This is a genomic window from Nocardia sp. NPDC004582 (assembly GCF_053602115.1).
The window spans coordinates 1-13,940 of the sequence record NZ_JBSGCY010000160.1 but is presented as its reverse complement, the minus strand read 5'-3'; the positions used below and the strand labels follow the sequence as shown (position 1 = coordinate 13,940).

General features: G+C 70.1%; 8 protein-coding genes and 2 pseudogenes. 7 read left to right on the top strand and 3 right to left on the bottom strand.

Going from position 1 to position 13,940, the window contains the following annotated elements; translation table 11 throughout:
• Together ACWELJ_RS29650 and ACWELJ_RS29645 are read left to right on the top strand one after the other, a co-directional pair.
• Positions 1–2,190: pseudogene (locus tag ACWELJ_RS29650) on the top strand (transcriptional regulator); the annotation flags it as partial.
• 75 nt (positions 2,191–2,265) lie between these two features.
• Positions 2,266–2,721, top strand: coding sequence for a nitroreductase/quinone reductase family protein (locus ACWELJ_RS29645; RefSeq protein WP_452369408.1), 456 nt, complete (start codon positions 2,266–2,268; stop codon positions 2,719–2,721).
• Between the two features lie 7 nt (positions 2,722–2,728).
• Here the strand turns inward: ACWELJ_RS29645 and ACWELJ_RS29640 are convergent, their stop codons facing one another.
• Together ACWELJ_RS29640 and ACWELJ_RS29635 are read right to left on the bottom strand one after the other, a co-directional pair.
• Positions 2,729–7,201 carry a caspase, EACC1-associated type gene (locus tag ACWELJ_RS29640; protein ID WP_452369407.1) on the bottom strand — a complete coding sequence of 1,491 codons (4,473 nt, stop codon included), beginning with the start codon at positions 7,199–7,201 and terminating at the stop codon, positions 2,729–2,731.
• Between the two features lie 111 nt (positions 7,202–7,312).
• The gene (locus ACWELJ_RS29635; RefSeq protein ID WP_452369406.1) at positions 7,313–8,824 is read right to left on the bottom strand and encodes a sugar transferase; all 1,512 of its coding nucleotides are present in this window, start codon (positions 8,822–8,824) and stop codon (positions 7,313–7,315) included.
• Positions 8,825–9,344: 520 nt separating this feature from the next.
• On the opposite strand from ACWELJ_RS29635, the gene ACWELJ_RS29630 reads away from it, so the two are divergent.
• The 4 genes from ACWELJ_RS29630 to ACWELJ_RS29615 are packed head-to-tail and all read left to right on the top strand — an operon-like array spanning position 9,345 to position 13,067.
• Positions 9,345–10,601 carry a methyltransferase domain-containing protein gene (locus ACWELJ_RS29630; protein WP_452369409.1) on the top strand — a complete coding sequence of 419 codons (1,257 nt, stop codon included), beginning with the start codon at positions 9,345–9,347 and terminating at the stop codon, positions 10,599–10,601.
• Between the two features lie 5 nt (positions 10,602–10,606).
• Positions 10,607–11,389, top strand: coding sequence for a glucose-1-phosphate cytidylyltransferase (locus tag ACWELJ_RS29625; protein ID WP_452369405.1), 783 nt, complete (start codon positions 10,607–10,609; stop codon positions 11,387–11,389).
• A complete protein-coding gene (locus ACWELJ_RS29620; protein ID WP_452369404.1) occupies positions 11,386–12,036 on the top strand; it encodes a PIG-L deacetylase family protein in 651 nt (216 codons plus the stop codon). Before ACWELJ_RS29625 ends, ACWELJ_RS29620 begins: the two co-directional genes overlap by 4 nt.
• Before the next feature lie 2 nt (positions 12,037–12,038).
• Positions 12,039–13,067 carry an NAD-dependent epimerase/dehydratase family protein gene (locus ACWELJ_RS29615; protein WP_452369403.1) on the top strand — a complete coding sequence of 343 codons (1,029 nt, stop codon included), beginning with the start codon at positions 12,039–12,041 and terminating at the stop codon, positions 13,065–13,067.
• Here ACWELJ_RS29615 and rfbC read toward each other — a convergent pair.
• Positions 13,051–13,620 (bottom strand): dTDP-4-dehydrorhamnose 3,5-epimerase, encoded by a 570-nt coding sequence (rfbC, locus tag ACWELJ_RS29610; protein WP_452369402.1) that lies wholly within the window; start codon positions 13,618–13,620, stop codon positions 13,051–13,053. The genes ACWELJ_RS29615 and rfbC overlap by 17 nt on opposite strands.
• A 14-nt stretch (positions 13,621–13,634) precedes the next feature.
• Between rfbC and ACWELJ_RS29605 the strand changes: the two are divergent.
• Positions 13,635–13,940: pseudogene (locus ACWELJ_RS29605) on the top strand (hypothetical protein); the annotation flags it as partial.

Below are 13,940 nucleotides of genomic sequence, written 5' to 3'. Positions count from 1 at the left end.
CCCCTGCTCACCGACGCCGCGGGCGCACCCGAGACCGACCGCGCGCACGGCCGGTTCCTGCTGCATCGGGCGGTCTGCGACTACCTGACCGCCGTCGCGGCCGAGGGACCGCTGGCGATCCTGTTCGACGACGTCCACCGCTGTGATGCCGAGACCGCGGCCCTGCTCGCCGCGGCGGCCGCCCGCGCGCCGGTGTTCGTCGTGATCGGCTACCGGCCCGACGAGGCGCCGCCGGCGCTGACCCAGGCCCTGGCCGGTCTCGCGACCACGATCCGCGCGCGAATCCAGCTGCGCGGCCTGGGAATCGAGGACAGCGCCCGGCTCGTCACCGCGCTGACCGGGAGCGCCCCGGCCGACTCGGTGCTGGCGACCCTGCACGAACGCACCGGCGGCAACCCCTTCTACCTCACCGAGACCGCCCGCCTGCTGCGCAGCGAGGGCGAACTGGTCGCCGCGTCCGAGGTCCCCGAGGGCGTGCGGGATGTGCTGCGCCGTCGACTGTCCCGCCTGCCCGAGACCGGTGTGGCGCTGCTGCGCCTGGCCGCGGTGATCGGTCGGGAGTTCGATCTGGCGGTGCTGCTGCGGGCCGCGGAGGTGGGTGAGGAGGACGTGCTCGACGCGGTCGAGGCGGGCACCGTCGCCGGGCTGCTCGACGAACCCGCCAGCGGCCGTGCCCGTTTCACCCATCTCCTGGTCCGTGACACCCTGCTCGGGGATCTGTCGCGGGTGCGCCGCGACCGCTGGCATCGCCGGATCGGGGCCGCGCTCGAGGAGATCGCCCCGGACGATCTGACCGCGCTGGCCCACCACTACGGCGAAGCGGTGACCCCGGAGACGGCGCGGCGGGCCGCCCGCTACGCGGTGGCCGCGGCCGAACGCGCCGAGCGGCGATTCGCCTACGACGTGGCCGCGGCCGGCTACGAACGCGCGGTCGCCGCGCTGGAACGGCTCCCCCGCGACGAGACCGTGGACGAACGGGTTTCGTTGCTGGGCAGAGCCGGTCACGACCATCTCTCCGCCGGGTCCGCGCTCGCCGCCCGCGCCGCCCGCGACCGCGCGGTGCGGCTGGCCGAGGACGCCGATCGCCCGGATCTGGTGGTCCGGGCCTTCACCGCGTGGGACGCGCCGACCCCGTGGATGAACCGCCAGTACGGCGTGGTCGAGCACCCGATCGTCGCCCGGTTGGAGAACGCGCTGCGCTTGCCCGGCCTGTCCCCGGCCGACCGCTGCCGGTTGCTGGTGGCGCTGGTCGACGAGATCGGCGGCGAGGCAGGCGAACAGGCGAGCCCGGCGGCGGCCGAGGCCGAGGCGATCGCCCGGGAACTGGGCGACGACACCCTGCTCGCACCGGCGCTGCAGGCCCGGGCCTCGCTCTACGACAACCCGGATCGCGGCGTGCTGGGCGCGGAGTTGATCGAGATCGGTCAGCGCACCGGCGATCACACCTATCAGCTGCTGGGCCACACCATCGCACTGCAGGCGGCCGCCTCCGCCGGCGACCTGGCCGCGGCCCGCGAGCATCTCGAGGCGACCACGGTGACGGCCGACCGCTACCAATGGCGGCAGGCTCAGCTGGCCAACGCGATGGCCCGCGGGCTGCTGGCACTGGCCTCCGGCGACCCCGACGACGCCGAGCGCCACTACTTGCGCGCCGGTGAATTGCTCACCGGCGCGGGCATTCTCAATGCGGACGGCATCGTGCTGATGGCCATCTTCACGGTCTATCTGGGCCGCGGGCGCCTGGGCGAGCTGGCGCCGGTGATCGCGACGTTCATCGACCAGGCCGACGCGGTGTCGTTGGACGCCGTCGTCGATTTCCATGTGCTCGTCCTGCTCGCCGCCGGTGACCGCGCGGCCGCCGAATCGATGTGGCGCCGAGCGCAACCGGTCCGCCACGACCGGTTCCGCTCGTTCTTCCTCACCCTGCGCGGCATGGTGGTCGCGGACCTGGGCACAGCGCGCGAGGTCGCGGAGACCTACACCGACCTGCTGGCCTACCGGGGCCGGCTGGGCGGCGCCGACACCGGCGCGTATGTCGTCGGTCCCGTCGATACCGTGCTCGGCGATCTGGCGACCCGGCGTGGCGAGGCCGCCCTGGCCGCCGAACACCACCGCGAAGCCCTCGATATCGCGCGGGCTTGCGACAACCCCGGGTGGATCACCGCCGCCCGGGCGCGCCTCGGCCACTGACCGCTCACTGGTCGTCTACTAGTGGGAGGCTCGATCGTAGTTCCCGACCGTCGCCACCGACCCGAGGAGCCCGCCGTGCCCGACCTCCGCCGCACCGCCACCGAGCTGTACCTGAAGACCTCGACCACCCTGCACCGCCGCCTGCTCGACCTCAGCGCGGGCAAGCTCGGCACCCGTTTCAAGAACATGCCCACCCTGACCCTCACCACCACCGGCCGGCGCACCGGCCGCCCCCACACCGTCGTGCTGACCGTCCCGGTCATCGACGGCCCCCGCTACCTGATCGTCGCCTCCCGCGGCGGCGACACCATCTCACCCGCCTGGTTCCACAACCTGTCCGCCGACCCGTCGGTGGAAGTGTCCTTCCAGCACGGCCCTTCGCAATTCATGACCGCCCGGGTCCTCCCCGCCGCCGAGCGCGACGCCCGCTGGCCCGAGGTCGTCCGGGCCTACCCCGGGTACGCGACCTACCAGAAGCGCACGGCGCGAGTGATTCCCCTCGTCGAGTTGGCCCCGCGCGCCGGCCGGTGATCGAGGTTCACTGATTGGTCGTGCGTTCCAGCGTGTCCTGTCGCAGGGCCTCGTCGGTGATACCCACCAGCAGGACCGGATCGAAGCGGGCTACCGTGTCCAGCACCGCGGACCAGGGGGCGACGCTCCAGGCCTCGGCGAGCAGGCGGCGGATGCGGCGGCGGGCGAAGCCCTGGTCGGCGGGCGGCACGCCGGAGTAGGCGCGCACCAGACCGTCGGCGATGCGGGTGAGGAGTTCGCCGCGCGCCTCGCGGGTGGTGCCGCGCGCGAGTTCGATGGCCTGGTCGAGTTCGCCGATCGCGAGAGCGGCGTCGACGAGCCGGGCCGCCGCGCGGTCGCGTATCTCGTCCGGGGGGAGTTGCGCGAGCAGCTGGGTGGCGACCGCCAGCGCCGTCTTCGCGCGTTCCGAGCGCCCACCGTCGGTCAGTGCCGGAATCACCTGTGCCATGGCATGAATGCGTTCGGCGGGCACCGGAATCGAATGGCGGCGGGTCAGTACGTTGGGTTCGCGGCCCGCCTTCACCTGGGCGGCCAGGATCTCCCGATAGGCGACGGATCGGGCGAGGTCGTCGGTGAGCTGTTCGGCGACCTCGAGCGCACGGTCGACCGCGCCGGCGCGGGCCGTGGAGCTCGCCAGCATCGACAGCACCCGCTGCTCGCCGAGCGCGGTCATCCAGCGGCTCGCCAGCAGCCCGGACACCGCGTCGGCGTCGCCGAGGGCCGCCGAGAACAGGGCGCGGACCACACGATTCGTCAGCAGGTCGGGCGAATCGCTGGCGGCCGCGGCTCTTTCGGCCTCGTCGCGGGCTCGTCCGGTGACCAGGGCGGAGAGTTCGCTGCCGCCCTCCCCGATGGTGCGCAGCGCCACCGCGAGCTGCTCGGCGTCGTCGAGCAGCTCGGCGATGGTGGCCGGTTCGCTCCAGATGCCCGCGCCCGCACTCATCCGCGAGGTCAGCCAGACCGGCAGCAGGGTGATCCCGTCGATCAGCCCACGGGCCAGATCGAGCTGCCCGGTCTCGGCCAGCAGCACCGCGAGGCCGCCCAGCCCGGGAGCCAGACCGTCCACCGGATCGAGCGATCCGTGATGCATCAGGACGAGATGTTCGGTCAGCTCGCGCACCCGCTCGACAGACCCCTCGGAAAGCAGCGCGCGAACAAGTTCGGCCAGCGGGGTGCTCGAATCCGGGCCCGCCGACCCGCCGAGCCAGTCGGTGGCGAAGACGGTGGTGAGGAATGACCGATCGGTTCTCAGGTAGCCGCCGTTCGGCAGCTCGGTCCCGACACGCATCGCGCCCATCGCCGACTCGAGGAACGAGCCGGCGCCGCGCGCCGATGCGGATGACCGCGTCCCGAGATAGGTGAAGGCCAGGATCCGGTGGTCGTCGCTGTCGATCCGATCGGCCGCCGCGACGGCGCGGGTCATTTCCCCGGCGACGGCCAGCGCCCGCACCATCGTGTACAGGACCAGGTCCCGCTCGCGCGGGTCGACGCTCTGGTAGGCGCGAAGCTCGATCTCCGCGACCAGCCGCCGGGCGTCGGCCGTCCGTTCCGCCGCGAGCAGGGCGGTCAGCGCTCGGACCGCCACCTCGAGTCCGCCTGTCCCCCGGGTGAATCGGCCGGCCAGGGCAAGCAGGCGATCGGTTTCCCCGAGCGCGACGAGGCAGTCGGCCAGCTGCACCACCGCGGCCTCGATATGTCCCCACGGATAGTCGGCGATTCCGCTGATCGCGTCGCTGAACGCGGCCTCGATTCCGGTGTTCGACGCCTCCAGCCGGCCCTGCCAGGCCTCGATGTCGACCAGCACGGCCTCGGCCTCGGCCCGCAGCACGTCGCCGAATCCGGCCGCGACGAGATCGCCGGCGATGGCGGCCAGCACGTGCGACCGGACCACCTGGCTGCCGATCGGCCCCAGCTCCGACCGGATCGAACGCACCTGGCGGGCAGCGGATTCCGCGTCGCCCCGCGCGGCGAGGGAACGTGCGATCGCCGCGCGCGCCACCACCCGTACCCCGGCGGATTCGGCGGCGCCGCTCAGCTCGTCGACGCGGTCGTGGTCGTCCAGCGCCGCGTAGGCGCGCACCGCGGGCCGCAACACCTCGTCGCGTTCGGCGCTGCGCGCCCACACCACGTGGCGGTCGATCTCGGTCTTCGCCGCCTCGATCGCCTGGTGGCGGCCGAGCGATCGCCACGCCGGAATCAGTTGCGCGAGTATCCGAACCCGTTCCACGGGTGTGGTGATCTCGGCGGCCAGCAGTTCGGCGTTCTCGATATCCGGAACGGCGATCAGGGCGCCGACGAGGCGAACCAGATCCGCGTCGGGCACGACGGAGGTCTCCGACTCCCGCAGTGAGTCGACCACGGCCCGATTGTGCCGCGGATCGTCCCGGCGGAACTGGGTCGCGGCGACGCCGATCCGGGCGCGCAGGCGACGGTGCGGGTCCAGCAGGCCGTCGGCCAGGCTCCGCGCGCGCACGAGCTCACCCAGGTCGGCCAGTGCCGCGGGCAGTTTCGCGGGAATGTCGCGCCCGCGCCGGGTCAACCGATGCCGCCGCAGCGCGAGCTCGCCGACCGCGACCAGGTCCGGATCCCGCTGTTCGAGCCAGACACCCGTCACGGTCGCGATCTCGGTGCGCGCGATCTGGTCGCTGCCGGACAGCAGCAGGAGCCGATCATGGCGTGCGGTGTCGAGGGCGAGTTCGGTCATCCGCACCATGTCGCCGTGCCTGCGCAGCATCGAGAAGTATCGCGTCAGCAGATAGGTCGGCGTCTCCACCGGCCAGCCGCGGTCGCGGAAGCGCTCGGCCCAGGCGTGGAACCGGTTTCGGTATTCCACGAGCAGCGCGCGGCCCAGCGTCGCCTCGGCCTCGCGTTGCAGGGTCTCGTGCGCGAGCAGGTACACCTGGTCGGACCCGAACCGGCTGGTCCGGGTCCGGAAGGTGCGCCCGGTGACGCCCGACAGAATGGTCTCGATGCGGAACGGCGGCCACCCGGTCAGATCCTCGAGTTCGGTGCTGGTCAGTCCGCGAGCGGCCGTCACCAGTCCGAGAATCTGCTGGTCGGCGTCGGAGCGTTCCAGGATCCCGCGCAGTTCCAGTTGCGCGGCGTCGCGGATGTCGAAGGCTTTGGCGGAGGGGCCGAGTTCGCGGCGGCGGCAGTGCCGCAGCGGATGCGAGGCGGGAACATCCAGCGGGAGCCCGGGATTCGGGCGTCCGGAGACCAGGACCCGCAGTCCCGGTCCGGGATTCTTCGGCAGCAAGGAGGCGATGCTGGTCCGGCCGCGGTCCTCGTCGAGTCCGTCCACCAGCAATACGATCCGCTGCCCGGCCTCCGCGGCCCGCTCGGCGGCCAGCGCGAGCAGATGGCGGCGCAGCCCGTCGCGGCTTCCGGTCGCGCCGGCGACGGTAGCGGCTTGATCCGGCAGCAGGGCCGAGAGCTGTTCCACCACAGCGTCGGTGAAGGCCCGATGGTCGTCCTGGTCGGCCATGCGCGAGGTGATGAAGAACGCCACCACCCGCACCCGCGGCGGCGGATTCAGGGCGAACCAGGCCATCAGGGCCGTCTTGCCCGCCCAGGGTCCGGCCCGCCACCAGAGGTAGGACTCGTCGCCGGCACAGAAGTCGGCGAGTTCGGCCAACTCCGCCTCACGATCGGACAGGCCCTCCGCGGGCGCGATGTCACGGATCGTCGCCCGGTAGGGGGTGTCGCCGGTGGCGGGCAACGTGGCGGATTCGGTGCGGCCGGTCCATCCGGCGTTGGCCGCCAGCGCGATCCGGCCGGCCGTTCCTCGTTCCAGCGCTTTCGGTTTCGGCATGTTCGCGGCGGGCAGCCGGGTGCGAAGTTCGCGAAACAAGACGCTCAGCGTGAGGTACCGGTCGGCAGTCGGCACCCCGGCGCGCAGTGTGTCGAGCATCATGCCGGTGAAAGCGGTGCGACCGCCACCGCCGGTGGCCCGCGCGAACTTGGTCTTCTCGTCGGTGGCGGTGAGGACGAAGGCGCCGTCGATATCGGTGGCCTCACGCAACGGCTCGCCTTCCCCGGCGAGAACGTCACGGCCGAAGGCTCTTCCGCTGTGGCAGCAGTCGAGAATCACCACGACGGGACCGCGCGCGTTGGATTTGATCCGCGAGCGCAGCACCGGATACGGCAGCGCGGTGACATCGGAGTCGGCCGAGCGCGAACCCGTGTGGGTCAGATGCAACTGGTTGTCGACCGCGACCCCGTGCCCGACGTAGTAGACGAGTAGCAGCCCGGTCGCGGCGCGCGCGGCGGCGGTGACCCGGGCCGCGATGGTCGTACTATCCGCCGGATCGAGAACCACATCGATGTGATCCGCGGGCAGTCCTGTTTCGCCACGCAGGAATTCGGCGAAGTCGAGCAGGCTGCGCTCCACTTCGGGGAAGGACTCGAAGCCCGAATCCGGGGCGTAGCGAGCGGTTCCGATGAGGATCGCGCGCGCGGCGTCCGGATCTGGAAGCGTCATCCTCCCCTCCCCTTCCCCGTACGTCACTGTTCCAGAGAGTCTGCCACGGGTTGCACGGGAAAGGCGCGCACCGCTGGATGTGGTGCGCGCCTTCGGTATTGAACGCTTGGTTCAGTACGCGCCCTCGCCCCGGGTCACCGCGCCGATCGTCTTCGCGATCAGCAGCAGATCCAGGACCATGGACCAGTTCTCGACGTAGGACAGGTCCAGACGCATGGCGTCCTCGGGGGTGAGGTCGGAGCGGCCGCTCACCTGCCACAACCCGGTGACGCCCGGCTTCACCAGCAGCCGCCGTCGCATGACGCCGTCGTAGGAGTCCACCTCCCGCTGTACCTGCGGCCGGGGGCCGACGATGCTCATCTCGCCGCGCAGCACGTTGAAGAACTGCGGTAGTTCGTCGAGGGAGTACTTGCGGATCACCTTGCCGACGGAGGTGACTCGCGGATCGTCGCGGACCTTGAAGAACAGCGGGTTGCCGCCATTGCTGTCGATGAGCGCGTTGATGTGCGCGTCGGCGTCGGCGTACATGCTGCGGAACTTGATCATCCGGAACGGCTGCCCGTCCCGGCCGATCCGCTCGGACAGGTAGAAGATCGGGCCGCGGCTGGACAGTTTCACCGCGAGCGCGATCATGGCCAGCGCGGGTGCGATGGCCAGCAGGGCGGCGACGGCGAAGCAGAAGTCGAACATGCCCTTGCGAATCGACTTCGCCCGGTCGTATTGCGGCTTCTCCACGTGCAGCATCGGCATGGACGCGACCACCCGGTGGGTGAGCCGGGTGCCGGCGATGTCGACCAGGCCGGGTGTGACGATCAGCTCGGCCCCGAGTTCGTCGAGCTCCCACGCCATGCGGCGGAAGTCGGCGGGCCCGAGATTGTCCGTGGCGGTCACCGCGACGGTGTCCGCGCCGGTGCGTCGCACGGCGTCGATGACATCGTGATCGCTTGCGACCACCGGGATTTCCCGGCCGCCGACCTCGAGCGCCGACTCCGCCGGCGGCTCCTCGCTGCGGGTGCACACCCCGATCACCTGATAGCCGGAGTCACGGTCCAGGGAGAAAGCCGACACCATGGCCCGCGCCGCCTCGGGACTGCCGACCACCAGCATGGCCGTGCGGTAGGCGCCGCGGGCGCGCCGGCCCGCGACCCAGCGCCGCCAGATCCGCCGTTCCACCATGAGCAAGACCATGCCGAGCGGCAGGGCGATGGCGAGATATCCGCGAGCGATATCCACGCGCAGCAGTAGCGAAACAATAGCTATCCCGCCGAACAGCTTGAGGGACGCGGCCACCACTCGCCGGTATTCCTCTGTGCCACTGCCGATCACCCGCGGCGAACGGGTGCCGCTGAGCGCGAGCGTCACCGACCAGGCGAGCGCCAGCAGGGCGGACACCATGGTGTAGCGAACCTCCAGCGGCAGCTGGGACGCCAGCGGGGGCTCCGCACCGGATCCGCCGAAACGAATCCACTGGGCGAATCCGACGGATAGGATTAATACACAGAGGTCGCTGATAAATAGCCGACTAGCGTAATCCGCTTGCCAGCGTTCACGATCCGAGCGCGGCCCGGGACGCGGTGGCCGGTGCACGCGCACGGCGCGACCGGCAGAGATTTCATAAGACATGAAACGAACGCACCTCCCCCACGGGAGAACTCGGTTCCGATCCCCGCTGATCAGTTCCACGACCAGGCTGACGCCGGTTTCCCAAGGGCTTTCAGACCATGACAACCGATGATGCCGCCGAGTCTTTCGGCGGCCAGAAGCCGAATGTTACACACCCCGTGTGTCATCCATACCCAATCTTGCACGGTAGCAACGTTTCCAGAAAGTAACGGGTTTGATCGCGACCGGTTCCCCACATCAATCCCCCCTATTTCCCCTATTCGCAAAATCGCAGCTTGACGTACGCAAGACACACCGTGTGAGCTGGTCGAAACCCTTGTGGTGCAAGACTCGACGGTTTGCCGACCGGACGCCCGGTTCTGCGGGTCGCAGAATTACAGTTGTTTTGGCACTATCGGTCACTCGTCGGGCCCCCGGGCGCCGCGCAATCCTGTTGTAACGTAAGGCCGGACCGAGCCGACCCACTGGTCATCCGGTGCTGCGCGGGCAGCCCGGACTCGGTGAAAGGTGGGGAAACTTCGTGCAATGCCGTCTTTGCGATTCCGATCGATTGCTCAGTGTTCTTGATCTAGGTGCCACGCCGCCCTGCGAGAAATTTCTCACCGCCGCCGAGCTGGACCTCCCCGAGGCGACATATCCGCTGCATCTGCGGCTCTGCGAAAACTGTCTACTGCTACAGATTCCAGCACTGATCACTCCGGAAGAGACATTTACCGAATACGCCTACTTTTCGTCGTTCTCGGAAAGCTGGGTTCGGCATGCGAAACTCTTCGTGGAGCAAGCAATCGGACAGCTAAAACTGAACGACAATAGTTTCATAATTGAGGTGGCGAGCAACGACGGCTATCTCCTGCAGCACGCGGTCGCCGCCGGCATCCCGTGCCTGGGCATCGAGCCGTCGGTGAATGTCGGTGCGGCAGCACGGAACAAGGGCGTACCAACCGAAACCGGCTTCCTCGACGAGGCGCTGGCGGCCCGGGTGGTGGCCGAGCACGGACCGGCGAATCTGGTGGTGGCCAATAATGTCTATGCCCACATTCCCGATCTGCTCGGCTTCACCCGCTCGCTGCGCGCGCTCATGGCCGCCGACGGCTGGCTGTCGATCGAGGTGCACCACGCCCTGAACCTGGTGGCGCTGGCCCAGTTCGACACCGTCTACCACGAGCACTTCCAGTACTACACGCTGCTGTCCGCGCAGCGCGCGCTGGCCACCGCCGGACTCGAGGTGGTCGACTGCGAGCTGATCGGCACCCACGGTGGCTCCCTGCGCATCTGGGCCCGCCCGCGAGGCGTGGGCACCCCGACCGACCGGGTCGCCGAGGCGCTGCGGCTCGAGGCCGACGCCGGTCTGCACGAGGTCGGCGGCTACCTGGAGCTGCGCCCCGACACCGAACGGGTGCGCCAGGATCTGCTGCGATTCCTGTTGGACGCCAAGGCCTCCGGCAAGCGGGTGGCCGGCTACGGCGCCCCCGGCAAGGGCAACACCCTGCTCAACTACTGCGGTATCCGCACCGACCTGCTCGAGTACACGGTCGACCGCAACCCCTACAAGCACGGACGATTCACGCCCGGCACCCGTATCCCGATACACGAACCGGAGCGGATCGACGCCGATCGCCCCGATGTGGTGCTGGTGCTGCCGTGGAATCTCGAGCGCGAGATCACCGCGCAACTGCGTCACGTCCTCGAGCGGGGCGGCGAACTCGTCTACCCGCTCCCCCATCTGCATCATGCGACGCTCGACGACGCCGCCGCATCCACACCCGCCGAAAGGTAAAGCTCGTGAAGGTCGTACTGTTCTGCGGCGGTTACGGCATGCGCATGCGCAACGGAACCGAGGACGTCATACCCAAGCCCATGCAGATGGTGGGCCCGCGCCCGCTGATCTGGCATGTGATGCGCTACTACGCGCACTTCGGGCACAAGGACTTCGTGCTGTGCCTGGGCTACGGCGCGGCCCACATCAAGAACTTCTTCCTCACCTATCAGGAGTCGGTGTCCAACGACTTCGTGATCCGCGGCGGCAAGGTGGAGCTGCTGCAGTCCGATATCAGCGACTGGACCATCACCTTCGTCGACACCGGGGTGGAGTCGCCGATCGGCGAGCGGCTGCGCCGGGTGCGCGGCCATCTCGAGGGCGAGCCGTACTTCCTGGCCAACTACGCCGACGTGCTGACCGACGCCCCGCTGGACGAGATGATCGGTCAGTTCCAGGATTCCGGGGCGGCGGCCTCGATGATGATCGTCCCGCCGCAGTCCTCCTTCCACTGCGTGGACGTGAACTCCGCGGGCGAGGTCAAGAACATCACCCCGGTCTCGCAGTTGCCCATCTGGGAGAACGGCGGCTACTTCGTGCTGACCCAGGAGATCTTCGACCACCTGCCGCCCGGCGGGGATCTGGTGGAGGACGCCTGCGGCGCGCTGGCCGGGCAGGGCCGGCTGTTCGGCTATCAGCACCACGGTTTCTGGAAGCCGGCCGACACCTTCAAGGAGCGCGCCGAGCTCGACACCGGCTACCAGCAGGGTGATCGCCCCTGGATGGTGTGGGAGCGTCGCGGCGCATGATCGGCTTGAACACCGGCGCGATCACCGAGATCGCGCTGCTGGCCGCCCATTGCGATGATCTGGCCATCGGCATGGGCGGCACCCTGCTGACGCTGGCCCGGGCCCGGCCCGGCCTGCGGGTGCGGGCGCTGGTGCTGACCGGCGCGGGCACCGAGCGGGCCGAGGAGGAGCGCGCGGCGCTCGAATCCTTCTGCCCCGGAGCCGAACTCGAGCTCACCATCCTCGACATCCCCGACGGCTACGCCCCCGCGCACTGGGTGCGGGCCAAGCAGGCGGTCGCCGCGCTGGCCGGCGGGGGCGCGCCGCAGGTGGTCTTCGCGCCGCATCGCCGCGACGCCCACCAGGACCACCGGCTGCTGGCCGAATTGGCTCCCACCGAGTTCCGCGACCACCTGGTGCTCGGCTACGAGATTCTCAAGTGGGAGACCGACACCCCGCAGCCCGCGGTGTTCCATCCGCTACCCGAGGGGCTGGCCGAGACCAAGGCCGCCCTGTTGCTGAAACACTATCCCTCGCAACACAATCGGGACTGGTTCGATGAGCAGTCCTTCCTGGCCCTGTCGCGGTTGCGCGGGGTGCAGTGCCGCGCCCGGCACGCCGAGGCGTTTCTGCTCGAGAAGGCCACCATCACTTTCGGAGGTGCATAGTCATGCGGGTACTCGTCACCGGACATCAGGGGTATCTGGGGACGGTCATGGTGCCGTTCCTGCGGCAGGCCGGGCACGACGTAACCGGTTTGGACACCGGCTATTTCGCGGACTGCGTACTGGGTGAGGCCCCGCCGCCACCGCCCGCCATCGAGGTGGATCTGCGCGAGGTGACCGTCGATCAGCTCGCCGGTTTCGACGCGGTGGTGCATCTGGCGGCGCTGTCGAACGATCCGCTGGGCGCGCTGGCGCCGCGGATCACCTACGACATCAACCACCACGCCTCGGTGCGGCTGGCCCGGCTGGCCAAAGCGGCCGGGGTGCGCCGATTCCTCTACGCCTCCACGTGTTCGGTGTACGGCGCGGCCGGTGACGGCCTGGTGACCGAGGACGCGCCGCTGCGCCCGCTCACCCCCTACGCCGAGTCCAAGGTGCGGGTCGAGGACGATGTGGCCGCCATCGCCGACTCCGGCTTCTCCCCGGTCTTCCTGCGCAATGCCACCGCGTTCGGCTTCTCGCCGCGGCTGCGCGCCGACATCGTGCTCAACAATCTGGTCGGGTACGCGGTGCTGACCGGCGAGGTCAAGGTGCTCTCCGACGGCACGCCGTGGCGGCCGCTGGTGCACGCGCAGGACATCGCGCTCGCCTTCGCCACCTGCCTGGAGGCCCCGATCGAGGCCGTGCACTGCCGCGCCTACAACGTGGGTGCCGAGACGAACAATCTGACCGTCGCGCAGATCGCGCGGGCGGTGGTCGACGTGGTCCCGGAGTCCACGCTGGCCATCACCGGCGAGAGCGGTGCGGATCCGCGCTCCTACCGCGTCGATTTCGGCTACGCCCGCCGGGAATTGGGCTTCGAGGCGCGCTGGAGCATTCCCGACGGCGCGGCCGAGCTGTATCGCGAGTACACCGCGCGCGGGCTCACCTCGGAGGCCTTCTTCCAGCGCTTCACGCGCCTGGCGCACTTGACCTCACTCAAGGAGGCCGGGGTGCTGGACGACGAGCTGCGCCGGATCAGGACCGGGGTGTGAGGTGATGGGCGGCGAGCAGCTCGCGCCACGATCCCGCGCCCGCGTCCCGCTCCGACACCGTCGTGACCGGCTGCGGCCAGGCGATGGCCAGGTCGGGATCGTCGTAGGCGACACCCAGGTCCTCGGCCGGGTCGTGCGGACGGTCGATGCGGTAGCAGACGTCGGCGACCTCGGTGAGGGCCTGGAACCCGTGCAGGAACCCCGGCGGCACGTACAGGTGCCGGAACTCGTTGTCGTCCAGCAGAAAAGCCTGCTGGCGACCGAAGGTCGGCGACCCGGGCCGGATGTCGACGAGCACGTCGTGCACCGCGCCGTGCGCGCACCGCACCAGCTTGGCCTCGCCGCGCCCGGAGCGCCCGTGCATCCCGCGCACCACACCCCGGCGCGAGCGCGACTGCGAGTCCTGCACGAAGCTCGCCGATACGCCGGGCGTGCCCAGGTGCGCGTCGAACTCCTCGGCGTCGAAGGTTCTGGTGAACAGGCCGCGATCGTCGCGGAAGGGTTGCGGGGTCAGCAGCAGGACGTCGGCGAGGTCGGTCGCTTCGATACGCACCAGGCCATGCTGCCATGAGCGGGGCGGCGGCGGAGGCCGTGCGCGCGCACCAGGCGCGGGGATGTCGCGGCTGCGGGCACGGCCCGCTGGTGCGGGTACTGGACCTCGGGAAAATGCCCGCGGCGGACGACTTTCCGAGTCTGGAGGCGGAATCCGGTGCGGGCGACGCGGCGCATCCGCTGGCCATGGACCTGTGCACCGGCTGCGGGCTGGCGCAGCTCGCCGAGGACGACACGGTCACCGCCGAACCACGCGGCGTGGAACCGCGGGCGCTGCGGGATCAGGCCGCGGACGCGGTGGCCCGGGTGGCCGCCGGGGGC